Annotated in this window: 18 protein-coding genes; 1 reads left to right on the top strand and 17 read right to left on the bottom strand. The window is 61.0% G+C overall.

Annotated features, from left to right (window positions below; genetic code table 11):
• Positions 1–17: 17 nt before the first annotated feature.
• The 4 genes from gspK to ACOVQ0_RS03645 are packed head-to-tail and all read right to left on the bottom strand — an operon-like array spanning position 18 to position 2416.
• On the bottom strand, positions 18–1004 hold the full coding sequence (gspK, locus tag ACOVQ0_RS03660) for a type II secretion system minor pseudopilin GspK (RefSeq protein ID WP_421880285.1): 987 nt from the start codon (positions 1002–1004) through the stop codon (positions 18–20).
• Positions 1001–1597, bottom strand: coding sequence for a type II secretion system minor pseudopilin GspJ (gene gspJ / locus ACOVQ0_RS03655; protein ID WP_421880283.1), 597 nt, complete (start codon positions 1595–1597; stop codon positions 1001–1003). The genes gspK and gspJ overlap by 4 nt, the downstream gene beginning before the upstream one ends.
• A complete protein-coding gene (gene gspI / locus ACOVQ0_RS03650) occupies positions 1594–1968 on the bottom strand; it encodes a type II secretion system minor pseudopilin GspI (protein ID WP_421880279.1) in 375 nt (124 codons plus the stop codon). The genes gspJ and gspI overlap by 4 nt, the downstream gene beginning before the upstream one ends.
• The gene (locus ACOVQ0_RS03645; RefSeq protein ID WP_421880277.1) at positions 1958–2416 is read right to left on the bottom strand and encodes a GspH/FimT family pseudopilin; all 459 of its coding nucleotides are present in this window, start codon (positions 2414–2416) and stop codon (positions 1958–1960) included. The genes gspI and ACOVQ0_RS03645 overlap by 11 nt, the downstream gene beginning before the upstream one ends.
• A gap of 97 nt (positions 2417–2513) precedes the next feature.
• Here ACOVQ0_RS03645 and ACOVQ0_RS03640 point away from each other — a divergent pair, with 97 nt between their 5' ends.
• Positions 2514–3149, top strand: coding sequence for a prolyl hydroxylase family protein (locus ACOVQ0_RS03640; protein ID WP_421880275.1), 636 nt, complete (start codon positions 2514–2516; stop codon positions 3147–3149).
• A gap of 3 nt (positions 3150–3152) precedes the next feature.
• Here ACOVQ0_RS03640 and ACOVQ0_RS03635 read toward each other — a convergent pair whose 3' ends face one another.
• The 13 genes from ACOVQ0_RS03635 to rpsB form a co-directional block, all read right to left on the bottom strand.
• The gene (locus ACOVQ0_RS03635) at positions 3153–3593 is read right to left on the bottom strand and encodes a MarR family winged helix-turn-helix transcriptional regulator (RefSeq protein WP_421880273.1); all 441 of its coding nucleotides are present in this window, start codon (positions 3591–3593) and stop codon (positions 3153–3155) included.
• 126 nt (positions 3594–3719) lie between these two features.
• Positions 3720–3944: a 50S ribosomal protein L31 gene (gene rpmE / locus ACOVQ0_RS03630; RefSeq protein ID WP_039337458.1), complete on the bottom strand. Its 225-nt coding sequence runs from the start codon at positions 3942–3944 to the stop codon at positions 3720–3722.
• Positions 3945–4152: 208 nt separating this feature from the next.
• Positions 4153–4620, bottom strand: coding sequence for a 3-hydroxyacyl-ACP dehydratase FabZ (gene fabZ, locus ACOVQ0_RS03625; protein ID WP_421880271.1), 468 nt, complete (start codon positions 4618–4620; stop codon positions 4153–4155).
• A 31-nt stretch (positions 4621–4651) separates the two neighbouring features.
• Complete coding sequence (locus ACOVQ0_RS03620) at positions 4652–5314, bottom strand: OmpH family outer membrane protein (protein WP_421880269.1); 663 nt, start codon at positions 5312–5314, stop codon at positions 4652–4654.
• Positions 5314–7923: an outer membrane protein assembly factor BamA gene (bamA, locus tag ACOVQ0_RS03615; protein ID WP_421880267.1), complete on the bottom strand. Its 2610-nt coding sequence runs from the start codon at positions 7921–7923 to the stop codon at positions 5314–5316. Before bamA ends, ACOVQ0_RS03620 begins: the two co-directional genes overlap by 1 nt.
• A 239-nt stretch (positions 7924–8162) precedes the next feature.
• Positions 8163–9284, bottom strand: coding sequence for an RIP metalloprotease RseP (gene rseP / locus ACOVQ0_RS03610; RefSeq protein ID WP_421880265.1), 1122 nt, complete (start codon positions 9282–9284; stop codon positions 8163–8165).
• Between the two features lie 16 nt (positions 9285–9300).
• The gene (locus ACOVQ0_RS03605; RefSeq protein WP_421880263.1) at positions 9301–10476 is read right to left on the bottom strand and encodes a 1-deoxy-D-xylulose-5-phosphate reductoisomerase; all 1176 of its coding nucleotides are present in this window, start codon (positions 10474–10476) and stop codon (positions 9301–9303) included.
• Position 10477: 1 nt separating this feature from the next.
• Positions 10478–11224 carry a phosphatidate cytidylyltransferase gene (locus ACOVQ0_RS03600; protein ID WP_421880261.1) on the bottom strand — a complete coding sequence of 249 codons (747 nt, stop codon included), beginning with the start codon at positions 11222–11224 and terminating at the stop codon, positions 10478–10480.
• Positions 11214–11858, bottom strand: a complete 645-nt coding sequence (gene uppS / locus ACOVQ0_RS03595) for a polyprenyl diphosphate synthase (RefSeq protein ID WP_421880323.1) — start codon at positions 11856–11858, stop codon at positions 11214–11216. Before uppS ends, ACOVQ0_RS03600 begins: the two co-directional genes overlap by 11 nt.
• A gap of 62 nt (positions 11859–11920) precedes the next feature.
• Positions 11921–12478, bottom strand: coding sequence for a ribosome recycling factor (gene frr / locus ACOVQ0_RS03590; RefSeq protein WP_421880259.1), 558 nt, complete (start codon positions 12476–12478; stop codon positions 11921–11923).
• Positions 12479–12493: 15 nt separating this feature from the next.
• Positions 12494–13216, bottom strand: a complete 723-nt coding sequence (gene pyrH, locus ACOVQ0_RS03585; RefSeq protein ID WP_421880257.1) for a UMP kinase — start codon at positions 13214–13216, stop codon at positions 12494–12496.
• 143 nt (positions 13217–13359) lie between these two features.
• Positions 13360–14286 (bottom strand): translation elongation factor Ts, encoded by a 927-nt coding sequence (gene tsf / locus ACOVQ0_RS03580; RefSeq protein WP_421880255.1) that lies wholly within the window; start codon positions 14284–14286, stop codon positions 13360–13362.
• Between the two features lie 121 nt (positions 14287–14407).
• Positions 14408–14718, bottom strand: a 311-nt coding sequence (gene rpsB, locus ACOVQ0_RS03575) for a 30S ribosomal protein S2 (protein WP_421880253.1), incomplete at its 5' end; no start/stop codon positions are given.

Here is a 14718-nt window from a genome sequence, read left to right as displayed (position 1 = left end):
TTTGCCACAAAAGGTATTTATCGACTGAACCTGTCGCCCCATGTGCGGAAAGCCACGCGCGGCGGGTTGAGGCCGACATCGATCAGCGCCTGCTCTTCGAGCACAGCCGAATCGACCGTGACGGTCTGAGTCAGCAGGAACCAGCGGCTGCACACCTGCAACTGGCCAGCAGGAATGCCCGCCCCTTCCCCACCGCCCAACCCGCGTAAAGCATCTTCTGCTTTGGCCCAGCCGAGCGCTGGACGGCTTGCCAGAAGGGCGCGAGCGCGATCGGCGGGAATCGCAGTGGGCGCGATCATCGCGAGGAGCGGGGCCTGATCAGGGCGCAGCGTGTTGACGTTGATTGGCGAAAGCTGTGCAGCCGGAAGCGCACAGAGCCACGGACGCAGGCGTTCATAGAACTGCGGCGTCATGCCGCGCACGGCGCGAATCTCGCTGACGTCACCAATCAGGCGGCCAGCGGTGCGATAGGGCACGGTATGGCCCTGATAGGAATTGTCCTCTGCCCCATTGGGCGCGGGCGTGCTGTCACTATCGATCCAATCGGCAATCGAATCGCTCATGATCGCCGCTTCGGCTTCGGGAATGGCAAGACTGCGCATCAGCGCGCGCAACTGGTTCAGGCCGACAAGGCGCAAGCGATTGGTACCCTGCGCGTCCTGTTCGACCAGCGAATTGAGATTGAAGCAGTTTCCAGCGTCGTCCACTTGCGCCATTACGGTCCCACGGGGGAGTGGCAGCGGAAATTCACGGCCAAGAAGCCCGGTGCGATCCACAGTGCGTTCCTGCGATTGATCGACGAGTGCCCGGATGCGCGCCATCGCCAGCGTTTCCGCACTCGTGGCATAGAGCCGGGCCTGCGTCATCGCCTGTCCATTGCCCGCAAGCCGTGCGGCGAGATTCAAACGATCAAGCATGACCGCCGCAATCACGGCCATGACGGCCACCAGCAGTAGCACTGATAGCAGCGCAGCGCCGCGTTCCTTCGGATCGTGCGGGTTCACTGGTAGTTGACCCCGACCAGAGACACGATGCGCAGCGGCGCTACGCCCTTTTGCGGGATCAGCAATTCGATCGCGACGGGAAGCTCGGTGGTGAGTTGCGGCTCCCACCGGTCGCGCCAATTGCCGTCCTTGGTGCGGAAGCGGACGGTGGGCGGAGCGGTGAGCGGAAGGACTTCGCTTGGGGCATCAGCCGCAGCCCCATCGGGATAGGGGTAGCCTGCGCGGACCAGCGCGGTGGGGGTAATGCGGTACTCCACCTTCTGCAGACCGGGGCGCGGCGCACCGTCAAGATTATCCCAACCGCTGCGGGTGAAGCGGATGACCATGCCATCGGTATTGGCCTCGAATGCGGGGCGGGGTGTGCCGGATGTATCGCGTGAAGGCCGCGGGACGGCTTGGGCAAGATCGGCAGTCCAAACCGAAAGGAACCGGCGCTGTGCGGCAATGCTATCGGTCTTGGACCGGCTCGCAAGTTCGGCGTCGACAGAAAAGCGCAGGAGGCCAAGCGCGCCAACCGCGATCACCGCGAAAAGCACGAGTGCCACGAGCATTTCAACCAGCGTGAAACCGTTGGGCTTGGGCTTTTTGCTCATGCGCCGGGAAGCCGCGTGAAATCGAGCGTGAAGGCCTGGCTCTGCGCGCCCGGCGTGGTTTCGCGCACCGAGAGCGTGATGGCCAGCACGCCGTAGTCCGCCTGATTCGCCACGTTGCGTGTCCACTGAAAGCGGCGGCCCGCGTTTTCGATCGAACCGCTGGCGCTGCCTACTGGCGGTGGCGCAGGGTCGGTGAGGATTTCGGCGGCCATGTTCTGTGCCACGATTTCCCGCAACAGGCGTTGGTCAAGATCGGCGGTGCGGGCAATGCTTGCGCCTTCCATCTGCAGGAGCGCCAGGGCAGCGATGGCAAATACCGCCAGCGCGACAAGCAGTTCGAGCAGGGTGAAGCCATTCTTCTCAACCCGCATCGAGCGTGACCTTGCCATCGCGGCGGAGATGAATAACCAGCGTGCTGCCATCGCGGGTAAGGCTGACGACCGCATCGCTGCTGGCAAGACCGAGCGAATCGAACACCAGACGCTGGCGGCCCGCACTGGCCGTGGTGCCCTCTGCCCAGCCCATGAGATCGAAGCCTTTGCCCGGCAGCGGCTGCCACTGCCCCTGAAGGCGACGCTCGAAGTAATAGCCACGCTCGCTGACCACCAACGATATCGGACGCGCGCCGATAATCGCCTCGTCCCGCGCGGCCAGCGTGCGGGCGGCGAAGCGTTCCGCCTCGTCGCGCAATTTGCGCTCGTCGCCGGGCATGGTGAGCACGGCCACTGTTGCAAGCAACCCCATGACCATGAGCACGACCAGCACCTCGACCAGCGAGAAGCCGTTGCGCGGCAGTGGATGGGCGGCAGGGCGGGACATGGAGCCTCAGATGCGGCAGAAACGTGACGGTTTTACGACCAACATGCCAGCAGGTTCAAGTTGCGGCGCGCTGCGTGGCTGCGTTAGGGATCGCGCAATGACGATCCTCTCCAATGAATCCTCTGCCGAGCGGCTGATTTCGGTGCCGGGCATGATGCGTGTTCCCTCGCCGCGGCTGGAAATGTTCGTCCTGCGCGATTTTCTTTCCGAGGCCGAATGTGATGCCCTGATCGCGCGGATCGACCGGGACCGGCGGCCATCGACGCTGGCGGACGCAGACGGTGACCACTATTTCCGCACCAGCGAGACGTGCGACCTGCCGATGGATGAGCCGGACATCGTAGCGCTGGATCAGAAGCTATCGGCGCTTGCGGGAATCGCCCGGCAGTTTGGCGAACCCATTCAGGGTCAGCGGTACGAGGTAGGGCAGGAGTTCAAACCGCATACGGACTATTTCGATCCCGGCGGGGCGGACTTCGAACGATTCTGCAGCGTGGCAGGGCAGCGGACGTGGACCTTCATGGTCTATCTCAACGATGTGGAAGTCGGCGGCGCAACACGGTTCAAGGTAATCGACAAGACGATCCAGCCCGAACGCGGCAAGCTGGTCTGCTGGAACAATCGCAGGCCGGATGGCAGTGGCAATCCCTGCACGCTTCATCACGCGATGAAAGTCCGCAAGGGGCTGAAATACGTGATTACCAAGTGGTATCGCGAAAAGCCGTGGACTTGACCGTCAGTCCTCGGCTTCGCCTTCGCGCGCGGCACGGATCACGGGCAGACTGCGAAACAGCACTTCGGCATCGGCGGAACCAAGCAGTTCGGTAAAACGGCTTTCGTGCCGTTCGATCCGTGCAACCGCATCGTCAGCCATCTTGCGCCCTTCGTCCGTCAGGGTCAGCGCATGGCTGCGGCCATCAAGACGGCGCCGGTCAACAAGGCCGCGCTCCATCAGGCGCGAAATGATCGGCACCATGTTGGCGCGCTTGATCGCCAATGCGTGCCCCACTTCGGTCTGCGAACAATCGGGATTCTCCGCAATGACCAGCAGTGTGGTCACTTCGGCGGGACGCAGTTCGAGATCGGACAGTTCGCGCGACAGATCCGCCATCATGACAGCCGACGCCCGGCGAAGCTGATAGCCGAGGCGGCTCTCGAGGGAATTGGTCAGTGTCATGTCACGTTCTTTAAGACAGCTATCGGGGATAGCAATGCAGCAACACGCATGTTTCACGCAAAAGAAAAGGGCAGCCGAAGCTGCCCTTCCCTGTAATCAGCAGTTTCGCCCAAAAGGGCGATACTCTTAGCGCTTGAGCGAAAGACCGCCGAAACGCTTGTTGAACTGGGCAACGCGGCCACCCTGATCAAGCTGGCGCGTACCGCCGGTCCATGCCGGGTGCGACGTCGGATCGATTTCGAGAGCAAGCGTATCGCCTTCCTTGCCCCAGGTGGAGCGAGTCTCGAAAACGGTGCCGTCGGTCATCTGCACCTTGATCATGTGATAGTCGGGGTGAATGCCAGTCTTCATGGGTTAGTGCTCCGGTGCGCAACCGGTTCCGACCGGCTGCTAGAATCTGTAAGGGCGGGCCATTAGCGGGATTTGGTGTTAAGTGCAACTGGTCCGCATTTGGCCGCTTGGCGTCCTCGCGAAGGCGGGAACCTCGGTGTTTCCTGACTGGGCTAGCGTAACACGACTGAGGACCCCGCCTTCGCGGGGGCGCAGCGCGAAACTTCAATCAGGCGTCTGCAATCATTGCCGTGAAGCTGACCTCGCAGGTCACCTTGTCGCCAATCATGGCTTTACCGGCGAACTTGCAAACGCGCGAACGCTTCTGCGTAAATTCGACGTGCAGATCGAGCAGGACGCCGGGTTCCACGGGATTGCGGAACTTCGCTTCCTCAATCGCCATGAAATAGACCAGCTTGCCCGATCCCGCGAGGCCCAGCGATTCCACCGCGAGAACGCCCGCAGCTTGCGCCAGTGCCTCGATCTGGAGGACGCCGGGCATGATGGGGCGGCCGGGGAAATGCCCTTGGAAGAACTGCTCGTTCATCGACACGGCTTTCACCGCATGGATGCGCTCGTTCAGCGTGATCGATTCGACGCGATCAACCAGCAGCAGGGGATAGCGATGCGGCAGCGCCGCCATCACCTTGCGCACGTCGTAGTCTGTGATCACGGCCTGTGCCGTTTCTTCGGTCATTTCCCTGCCCCGCTCTGCTGTCCGTCAGGCCTCAACGGCCTTCGGGAGCCTTCGCACCGGCTGCGGGCTGTGCAGCCTGCGCCTGCGCAGCCTGCTGCTGTTCACGCTGCGCACGCGGCATCCAGCCAGCGGGCGGAACGAGCTGGGCTGAAGGGATCTGCTTGTTAAGTTCGGCCAGAATGTCCTGATTGAGGTTGTAGGCCTGACCTGCCTTGATCACGCTCTGCGAATCAAGAACGAGCGAAATCTTCTTCTTGTCCATCGCGGCCTGCGTGGCAGCGTCCAGCTTGTCGCCGATCTGCTCAAGAACATACTGCTGCGAAAGATTCAGCGGTTCGAGAATCTTCTGGATTTCGGCCTGCCCGGCCTGCTCGATACCCTGAATCTGCTCATACTGCTGCTGCAGCGCGGCGCGGTTCGGGTTGGCAGCCTTCGAATCGGCCTGCAGCTTGTCGATCAGCGGCTTGAGCTGCGCTTCGATCTGGGTCTTGCGCGCATTGGCCTGATCGATCTGCGGCTTGTAAGTGGTGGGGCGCTGCGTCTGCGCGGTCTGGTAAGCAGACGAAGCGGCGACGACAGCCGAAGGATTGGCAATGGCGATGCCCTGTACGGCAGCCTGTGCCGAAGCAACGGTCGGCGAAACGGCGGCAAGAGCGAGGCCTGCGAGCAGCGCGGAAGCGTAACGAATGGTCATCAGAACTGTGTTCCCACGTTGAAAGTGAAAGTCTTGGGGTCGTCGCCGTTGGCCTTCTTGAGGACACGGGCGAAATCGAGACGGAAGGGGCCGAACGGCGAGTTCCAGTTCACGCCGATACCGACCGAAACGCGCGGCGACGGTGTGTTGCCAACATACTCTTCGCGGAAGGCCTGAGCCAACGTGTTTTCGCTGCCATCGGCATTGAAACGCGAACTGGTGAGACGGCCATCGGTGCCCGTATACGAACAGGTCGCCCCGGCAGGAACGGTCGCCGGGCAGTTCGACACGACGTTCTGCACCAACGGATTCGAAACGCCGAATACGGCGCCAGCATCGACGTAGATCGATGGACGCAGGCCAAGTTCGCGCGCCCCGGAACCCAACGGGATTTCCAGTTCTGCGCGGGCCAGATAGTAGTAGCGGCCACCCAGTGCGTCATCGACCCACTGGTTGCGGTCATTCGACACGGTATCCAGCGTCCCGTTGTTGTCGCTGTCGACAAAGAACTTGCGCAGCACGCGCGGACCGACGCCGCGAATGTCGAAGCCACGGATCTGCGGCTCGCCCAGGAAGAAGCGGTCGGTCAGGTAAACGTCATCAACCGTCGGATCGCTGGAGCGGCTGGCCAGCGGCTTGATCGCACCACCTTCGGCCCGGACCGAGAAAATGAAACCGCCGCCTACCGGCCAGAACTTGGCGGCGTTGGCGGTAACGCGCGCATACTTCACCGAACCACCCAGCCCAGCGAAATCCGCGCCGACGATCAGCTGATTGCCGCGCGTCGGGCGAACGCGATTGTCGAGCGTATCATAAACCAGCGAGGCCCCGAGGATCGAACTCGTGCGCTTACCAATGGCGTCGCACAGATAGCGACCAGCCAGAAGGCTGCTGCACTGGCCGTTGATGAAGAACGTATCACGATCAAGCGTCACATCGTCGATGTTGAACGTATAGCGCCCGATCAGCGACATGTATTCGGTGAGTGGAACGCCAACACGCGCCGAGAAACCGGTCGTTGCCTGCTTGTAGGTCGTGTTGCGGTTCTGGTTGGTAAAGTTGAAGCTGTTCAGATCGCGGCGATAGACGTCCATGCCGAACGAGATGTTCTTGTCGAACAGGTAAGGCTCGGTGAAGCTGACCTGCACCGACCGGGTATAGCGCGAATAATCGACCGAGAGACCGATCGTCTGGCCGCGGCCACGGAAGTTGTTCTGACGGATCGACCCCTGGAAAATGAAGCTCTCAAGGCTGGAGAAACCGGCCGAAAGCTGCAGTTCGCCGGTGGGCTTTTCCTCGACGTTGGCTTCGAGGATGATGCGATCGGGCGCGCTGCCCGGCTTCTGCTCGACGTCGAACTTCTCCTGGAAGTAGCCGAGCGATTTGATGCGGTTGGTCGACCGCTTGATCTGGAAGGTGTTGAAAGCGTCCCCTTCGGCGATACGGAACTCGCGGCGGATCACCTTGTCCTGCGTCAGCGTGTTGCCGTTAACATCGACCCGTTCCACATAGGTGCGCGGCGCTTCCGCAATGCGGAAGGTGACCGACATCGTGAGGTCTTCCTTGCTGCGCGAAAAATCGGGGCGCACGTCGGCGAAGGCATAGCCGAACGCGCCCGCCGTTTCGGTGAGCGAATCGACCTGATCTTCGACCATCTTGGCGTTGTACCAGGCGTCCTTCTTGATCGGCAGGTTGGCGGCCAGCTTCTCGCTGTCGAAATCGCGCAGCTGGCTGTCGACCTTCACATCGCCGAACTTGTAGCGATCGCCTTCTTCGACAACGTAAGTGATGATGAAATCGCGCTTGTCCGGCGTGAGTTCGGCCACGGCGGAGACGACGCGGAAATCGGCATAGCCTTCGGTCAGATAGTACTGACGCAGCTTCTGCTGGTCGAACGCGAGGCGATCAGGGTCATAGCTGGTGCCGCTGGAGAACAGACGGAAGAAACGCGCCTGCTTGGTTACCATCTGGCCGCGCAGATCACCATCGGAGAACTTTTCGTTGCCGATGATGTTGATCTGGCGGACCTTGGACTTCGGACCTTCGCTGATTTCGAACACGATATCGACGCGATTCTGGTCAAGCATGACCATCTTCGGTTCGACCGTGGCGGCAAAGCGACCCTGACGCTTGTACAGTTCGATGATGCGGGCAACATCGGCGCGGACTTTCGAGCGGGTGAAAATCTGGCGCGCTGCCAACTTGATTTCAGGAAGGATCTTGTCTTCCTTGAGGCGCTTGTTGCCTTCAAGGATGATGCGGTTGATGACCGGGTTTTCCTTGACCTGAACCACCACGTCACCGCCGTTGTTGCGGATAGAGACGTCGGCGAACAGTTCGGTCGCGTAGAGGTCTTTCAGGGCCTGATCGCCCAGAGCCTGCGTATAGGTCTGACCGGGGCGCAGCCGGATGTAGGACAGGATCGTATCAGGTTCGAGGCGCTGCGACCCCTGCACCGTCACATTGCGGATCACGTCACCTGCGGGTGCCGAAGCTGGCGCTGGTGTGGCTGCTGCCGATTGCTGCGCCGCTGCGGCTTGCGCAAAGGCCCCCTGCGGGACTGCGACAAGTCCGGTGGTTGCGAGCAATGCTGCTCCGAGCGGGGTCATCTTGCCTGCCCGAGCCGCGTTCCGTCCAATCATCACCAAGCGCTATCCCGTACTAAATGGCAGCTGGACGCCCGCGAGGATATCCAGCCACGGCAAGCAATGCAGCCCTCTGCCCGATGCAACAAGGCCAATCAAGCAAACATTGCCCCGCAATTCTGTGTAAAAGACATTCCGTGCACGATTTCGGCTGCCACCCCTTGCAGACCAAACTCCCCCGCACCGGGGACACGAAACAATGATTACCCTCCAAACACCTTGAGCGACGCCACATCATTGATCGTGACGAAGAGCATCAGTGCCATGACGAACGCCAGACCGGTGCGGAAAGCCCACTCCTGCCCACGCTGGCCAATCGGCTTCTTCCGAACAGCTTCCGCCGCGTAGAAAGCCAGATGACCACCGTCGAGAACCGGGATTGGCAGGAGGTTAATGAACCCCAAGTTAATCGAAATCAGGGCAACGAAACCGACAAAAGACTGCCAACCTGAAACGAGCTGCTCACCCGAATATTTGGCGATCTTGATCGGCCCGCCGAGCTCCTTGACCTCGCGCTTGCCCGATATGATCTGGCCAATACCGTTGACCATCATCGTGATGATGCTGCCGGTCTGCTTCACGCCTTCGACCACCGCATCGACAGGACCAACGCGCACGATCTCGAACGATTTGGGACCGATGCCGAGGAAACCGATCTTCTGCGTGTTGCCGAAACGGTCGCTTTCAACCTTCACCGCAGCGCGCACATCCAGTTCTACCTGACGGGTATCGCGCAGCACCACAAGATCAAGCGGTTCACCGGGGTTCTGGCCGACTTCGAGCCGGACATCGAGGAACGAATCCACCGCCTTGCCCCGGATCGAAACGATGCGATCGCCCAGTTCCAGCCCGCCACGATCCGCAGCAGAACCAGACTGGATTTCACCCACAACCGGCGGGACAACGACTTTGCCATAGCCAAGCGTGAAACCTGCAAGGATGAGCACGGCAAACAGCAGGTTGGTAACCGGGCCTGCCAGCACGATCAGCGATCGCTGCCACAGCGGCTTGGCTTGAAACGTCCGATTGCGCTCTTCAGCAGGGAGTGCCAGCCAATCCGGGCTGGGCTGGCTGGCCGGGTTCATGTCGCCCGCAAACTGCACATAGCCACCGAGCGGCAACGCGGAGAGCTTCCAGCGGGTGCCGCGTTTGTCGGTCCAGCCCAGCAGTTCCTTGCCAAAACCGATTGAGAAAACATCAGCCTTCACGCCAAACCAGCGCCCGACGAGGTAGTGGCCCAGTTCGTGAATGAACACCAACGGTCCCAGCACCAGCAGAAAGGCCAGCACGGTGGTGAGGATTCCGGGGCTTTCCAACGGTGTCATCGGCAAACACGTTCCATCAGTTCACGCGCTCCAAAGGCCGTTTCTGGCCCAACAATTCATTGGCCCGCGCACGCGCCTCGGCATCGATTGCGATAACGTCATCAAGGCAGGTCGGGGCCACAGGAACACCATGCGAAAGCACATCCTCGACAGATTGCACGATGCGGGTGAACGAAATCTGACCATCAAGGAAAGCGGCAACCGCAATCTCATTGGCCGCATTCAGGGTGGCGGGCACTGCCCCGCCTTCCATCACAGCGTTTCGGGCAAGACGCGTGGCGGGAAAACGCACTTCATCGGGTGCGCGGAATGTCAGTTCGCCAATCGCCGCCAGATCGAGCGGATCGCACGGCGTATCCATCCGTGCAGGCCAGGCCAGTGCCGACGCAATCGGCACGCGCATGTCGGAAGGTCCCAATTGCGCCAGCGTGGACCCGTCGCGATATTCGACCATCGAATGAACGATAGACTGCGGGTGAACGATAACGCGCAGGCGCTCTGCTCCCACCGGAAACAGATGGAAGGCCTCGATAAATTCGAGGCCCTTGTTCATCATCGTGGCCGAATCGACGCTGATCTTGGCGCCCATCGACCAGTTCGGATGCTTCACCGCCTCTGCCGGAGTGGCCTTGCCCAGTTGCTCCAGCGTCCAGTCGCGGAATGGTCCGCCGCTGGCCGTCAGCGTGATCGACCGGACATGGGCAAGATCGTTGCCCTGAAGGCACTGGAATATCGCGTTGTGTTCGGAATCCACCGGTAACAGCGTTGCACCATGACGCGCGACCGCTGCGGTCATAACGTCGCCTGCAGAAACCAGCGCTTCCTTGTTGGCCAGCGCGATCACGCCGCCCTGCTCGATTGCCGCCATCGTTGGGGCAAGACCTGCACAGCCGACAATGGCCGCAACAGTGACATCAGCGCCCCTTGCTGCCGCTTCGACCAGTGCCGCAGCGCCTGCGGCTGCCTGAATGCCCGTTCCGGCGAGCGCTTCTCGCAAATCAGGCAGCGCAGCCTCGTCAGCAACTACAGCCACTTCCGCGCCAAACTCACGCGCGAGTCTTGCCAGTCCTGCCACATCGGCGTTCGCGGTGAGCGCGACCACGCGCCAATCTTCACGGTTGCGGCGGATCAGATCGAGCGTGGAGGTGCCGATGGAGCCAGTCGCGCCAAGGATAGATATCGTGCGCGTCATCTCACAGGCCCGCCTGCGTTGCAGCCCACGCTGTCCCGGCAATAATCGCCACGGGCAGAAGTCCATCGACGCGATCGAACAAACCACCGTGCCCTGGGATCAAACGCGATGAATCCTTCACGCCCGCACGCCTTTTGAGCCAGGATTCATAAAAGTCACCTGCTTGGGCAAAAACGGCCAGAAACGCACCTGCGAGCGCGGCCATGCCGATATTCGCAGTTTCGAGCGCTGCGGCAATGCTTGGTCCGGTAGGCCCCATCGTGGAGATCAGGTAGCTTGCCGACAGAACGACAAGCGCCGCCCATATGCCCGCTGCCGCCATTCCGCCCAGCAAACCGGACCAGGTTTTCGATGGGCTGATGCGTGGCGCGATCTTTGGTCCGCCCAGCGAACGCCCGGTAAAGTAAGCCCCGGTATCCGTGCAGATGACAAGGCCAAGCACCGCAATCATTAATGGCTCAGGCATGACCGCCAGTGCAAGGCCCGCCCAACCGATGTAAATCGCACCGGCGATGACCATCGACCCGAGCCGGGCCGGGTTTTCGGCAATCTTGCTGGCAAGCAGAACGTATTCGACGAAGACCCCGAATGCCACCGCAGCCACGAAAAGATCGAGCGCAACTCCCCCGGCCCAAAAGGCCACGCCTGCAATAACCAGCATGACGACTGCGGAAGCAACGCGCACCGGCAAATCCGCGTTTTTCGGCGGGGCTGGCTCGGCAGCCGAAACGATGGGGTCAACGTCCACCGAAGCGCCTGTCACGAGCGGCAAACTGGTCCAGCGCATCGCGCAGATGGGCCGATGTAAAGTCGGGCCAGAGCACATCGGTAAACCACATCTCGGCATAGGCCGCCTGCCACAGCAGGAAATTGGACAGGCGCACTTCGCCCGATGTGCGGATCAGCAGATCGAGCGGTGGCAGATCGGCAGTATCGAGTTCCGCCTCGATCGCTTCGGCCGTGATATCGCCCTTCGCCGCAGCCTTCGCCGCAGCCCGTGCGATTTCCTGTTGCGATCCATAGTTCAGCGCAATGGCAAGCGTGGTGCCGCTGTTGTGCGCGGTCCGCGCCATCGCGTTTTCGATCATCTCCACGATATCGGGCGCAAGTGCATGATAATCGCCGATAATACGAAGTCGGGTATTGTTGGCGACAAATTCTTCGAGATCGTTGCGGATGAAGGTCCGCAACAGCCCCATCAGATCCGCAATCTCGTCTGCGGGACGCTTCCAGTTCTCTGACGAGAACGCATAGAGCGTCAGAGCTTCAAGTCCCATGTCCCTGGCTGCGCGGGTAATTTCGCGCACGGTTTCCACCCCGCGCTTGTGCCCGAAGGCGCGCGGCATCAGGCGCTTCTTGGCCCAACGGCCATTGCCATCCATGATAATGGCAACGTGCCGCGCACCGCAGGCCGCACCACCACCATTCGAGGCGGGGACGGCTGTCACTTGCCGAGGATTTCCTTTTCCTTGGCCGCAGCCGCGTCATCGGCCTGCTTGATTACTTCGTCGGTCAGCTTCTGCAGATCCGTCTCGGCACGCTTGCGCTCGTCTTCCGAGATTTCCTTCTTGTTCTCGTCCGCCTTCAGCGCGTCCATACCATCGCGGCGCACGTTGCGGATAGCGATGCGGGCGTTTTCAGCATACTTGCTGGCCAGTTTGGCCAATTCCTTGCGGCGTTCCTCGGTCAGATCCGGGATCGGCAAGCGCAGGGTATTGCCATCGTTGATCGGGTTCAGACCCAGCCCTGCAGAGCGGATCGCCTTTTCCACGGGGGTCACGTTAGACTTGTCCCACACCTGTACCGAAAGCAGGCGCGGTTCCGGGGCCGAAACGGTGGCGACCTGCGCAAGCGGCATATGGCTGCCATAGACTTCGACCGTGATCGGATCGAGCAGCGCAGTGTTGGCGCGCCCCGTGCGCAGGCCGGAGAGATCACCCTTGAGCGATTCCACGGCGCCCTTCATGCGGCGCTCAAGATCAGCCTTGTCGTACTTGGCCATGTCAGGCGTCCTTTATCACTTTGGCTTCTTCACAATGGTCTGCGTCCCCTCGCCCGACAGCACTTGGGCAAGATTGCCCCGTTCGCGGATCGAGAAGACGACGATCGGAATGTTGTTGTCACGGCACAGCGCAACCGCACTGGCATCCATAACTTTCAGATTGTCTGCCAGAACCGTGTCGTAATCCACGGTTTCATAACGCTTTGCCGTGGCATCCTTTTTGGGATCGGCATCATAGACACCATCCACACTGGTGCCCTTGAGCAGTGCATCGCATTTCATTTCGGCGGCGCGCAGCGCAGCACCTGAATCGGTAGTAAAATACGGGGCGCCGACACCGGCCGCGAAAATCACGATGCGCCCTTTTTCAAGATGCCGTTCTGCGCGGCGACGGATCACCGGTTCGCAGACCTGATCCATCTGCACCGCAGACTGCACGCGTGTGGGCACACCGATTTGCTCCAGCGCATTTTGCATCGCCAGCGCGTTCATCACCGTGGCGAGCATCCCCATATAATCGGCCTGCGCCCGGTCCATGCCCTTGGCCGCGCCCGCCATGCCACGAAAGATATTCCCGCCGCCGATCACCAGGCAAACCTGAAGACCGGAATCGCGGACGTCTTTCACTTCCTGTGCGACGCGGGCCACATAGTCAGTATCGATCCCGAACTGCTGTTCCCCCATCAGCACTTCGCCCGAAAGCTTCAGGAGGATGCGCTTGTAGGTAGGGACGCTCATAAGGTGGACGCACTCGTGACAGATGGGGATTGGCCGCCCTTATAGCCCCATGAAGGGACCTGCCAAGGGCGCAGACATAACAATCCCCGCACCGACGGGCCAGCAGTGCCAGCCCGCCCATGCGGGGATCGTTGAAGTCAGCCTTACTTGATGCCGGCAGCAGCAGCCACTTCGGCAGCAAAGTCGGTTTCTTCCTTCTCGATGCCTTCGCCGAGCTGGAAGCGGACGTAATCCTTGAGGACGACCTTCGCGCCAGCTTCCTTGCCAGCGGCATCGACGACCTGCTGGATGGTGGACTTGTTGTCCATCACGAAGATCTGCGAAAGCAGCGCGTTTTCCTTGGCATACTTTGCCACGGCGCCATCGACCATCTTGGCCTGAACTTCGGCGGGCTTGCCGCTTTCAGCCGCCTTTTCAGCCGCGATCTTGCGCTCGCGCGCAATCAGGTCGGCGTCGAGATCATCGGCGTTGAGCGCCAGCGGGAAAGCAGCAGCGATGTGCATCGCAATCTGCTTGCCCAATGCTTCGAGCTTGTCAGCAGCGGCTTCCGATTCGAGCGCGACGAGCACGCCGATCTTGCCGAGGTTCGGCGCAGCAGCGTTGTGCATGTAGGGCACGACGACGCCATTGGCGACTTCGACGTGCTTGATGCGGCGCAGCTGCTGGTTCTCGCCGATGGTCGCAACGTTGTTGGTCAGTTTGTCCGAAACGGTGCCGCCATCGGGATAGGCAGCAGCCTTGAGCGCTTCGACTTCGGCGACGCCGGTGTTCAGCGCAACTTCGGTCGCCTTGCGCACGAAGTCCTGGAACTGGTCGTTCTTGGCAACGAAATCGGTTTCCGAGTTCACTTCGAGCGCGACGCCCTTGGTGCCCGAAACGGTAATGCCGACAAGACCTTCTGCAGCCGTGCGGCTCGACTTCTTGGCAGCAGCGGCAAGACCCTTGGCGCGCAGTGCGTCAACCGCAGCTTCGAAATCGCCACCGGCTTCGTCGAGAGCCTTCTTGCAGTCCATCATGCCGGCGCCAGTGCGCTCGCGCAGGTTCTTCACGTCAGCGGCAGTATAAGCCATTGCGTTGATCCTTTATCTTGAAACGGGAAGGCCGCAGCACTGCCGCGGCCCGTAAATCGCATCCGGGACAGTTCGGTGACGGTCAGCCCCAATGAGCATAACCGTCACGCGAATTGTGCGATCAGGCTTCCGCGGCTTCTTCAGCCAGCGGCTCGTCCATCGCACCCAGGTCAGCGCCCGAAGCAATGGCAGCCTGACGACCACCCTTGGTCGCCGCAGCGGCCACGGCATCGCAGTAAAGGCGGATGGCGCGGCTTGCGTCATCGTTCGCCGGAACCGGGAACGCGATGCCATCGGGCGAAACGTTCGAATCGAGGATCGCGACGACAGGGATGCCAAGAACGTTGGCTTCCTTGATCGCCAGCTCTTCCTTGTTAGCGTCGATCACGAACATCACGTCCGGGATACCGCCCATGTCACGGATACCGCCGA

Origin of the sequence: Novosphingobium sp. (assembly GCF_049240505.1) — a bacterium.
Taxonomy (GTDB): Bacteria; Pseudomonadota; Alphaproteobacteria; order Sphingomonadales; family Sphingomonadaceae; genus Novosphingobium.
Note: the sequence above shows the minus strand (reverse complement) of the source record. Positions and strands in the feature narration are given on the sequence as shown.

Excerpts from the sequence above, each read along its gene's own strand:
- gspJ (WP_421880283.1), bottom strand. The coding sequence starts at position 1,597 with ATGAGCAAAAAGCCCAAGCCCAACGGTTTCACGCTGGTTGAAATGCTC.
- gspI (WP_421880279.1), bottom strand. The coding sequence starts at position 1,968 with ATGCGGGTTGAGAAGAATGGCTTCACCCTGCTCGAACTGCTTGTCGCG.
- ACOVQ0_RS03645 (WP_421880277.1), bottom strand. The coding sequence starts at position 2,416 with ATGTCCCGCCCTGCCGCCCATCCACTGCCGCGCAACGGCTTCTCGCTG.
- ACOVQ0_RS03640 (WP_421880275.1), top strand. The coding sequence starts at position 2,514 with ATGACGATCCTCTCCAATGAATCCTCTGCCGAGCGGCTGATTTCGGTG.
- ACOVQ0_RS03635 (WP_421880273.1), bottom strand. The coding sequence starts at position 3,593 with ATGACACTGACCAATTCCCTCGAGAGCCGCCTCGGCTATCAGCTTCGC.
- rpmE (WP_039337458.1), bottom strand. The coding sequence starts at position 3,944 with ATGAAGACTGGCATTCACCCCGACTATCACATGATCAAGGTGCAGATG.
- fabZ (WP_421880271.1), bottom strand. The coding sequence starts at position 4,620 with ATGACCGAAGAAACGGCACAGGCCGTGATCACAGACTACGACGTGCGC.
- ACOVQ0_RS03620 (WP_421880269.1), bottom strand. The coding sequence starts at position 5,314 with ATGACCATTCGTTACGCTTCCGCGCTGCTCGCAGGCCTCGCTCTTGCC.
- bamA (WP_421880267.1), bottom strand. The coding sequence starts at position 7,923 with ATGACCCCGCTCGGAGCAGCATTGCTCGCAACCACCGGACTTGTCGCA.
- rseP (WP_421880265.1), bottom strand. The coding sequence starts at position 9,284 with ATGACACCGTTGGAAAGCCCCGGAATCCTCACCACCGTGCTGGCCTTT.
- ACOVQ0_RS03605 (WP_421880263.1), bottom strand. The coding sequence starts at position 10,476 with ATGACGCGCACGATATCTATCCTTGGCGCGACTGGCTCCATCGGCACC.
- uppS (WP_421880323.1), bottom strand. The coding sequence starts at position 11,858 with ATGGATGGCAATGGCCGTTGGGCCAAGAAGCGCCTGATGCCGCGCGCC.
- frr (WP_421880259.1), bottom strand. The coding sequence starts at position 12,478 with ATGGCCAAGTACGACAAGGCTGATCTTGAGCGCCGCATGAAGGGCGCC.
- pyrH (WP_421880257.1), bottom strand. The coding sequence starts at position 13,216 with ATGAGCGTCCCTACCTACAAGCGCATCCTCCTGAAGCTTTCGGGCGAA.
- tsf (WP_421880255.1), bottom strand. The coding sequence starts at position 14,286 with ATGGCTTATACTGCCGCTGACGTGAAGAACCTGCGCGAGCGCACTGGC.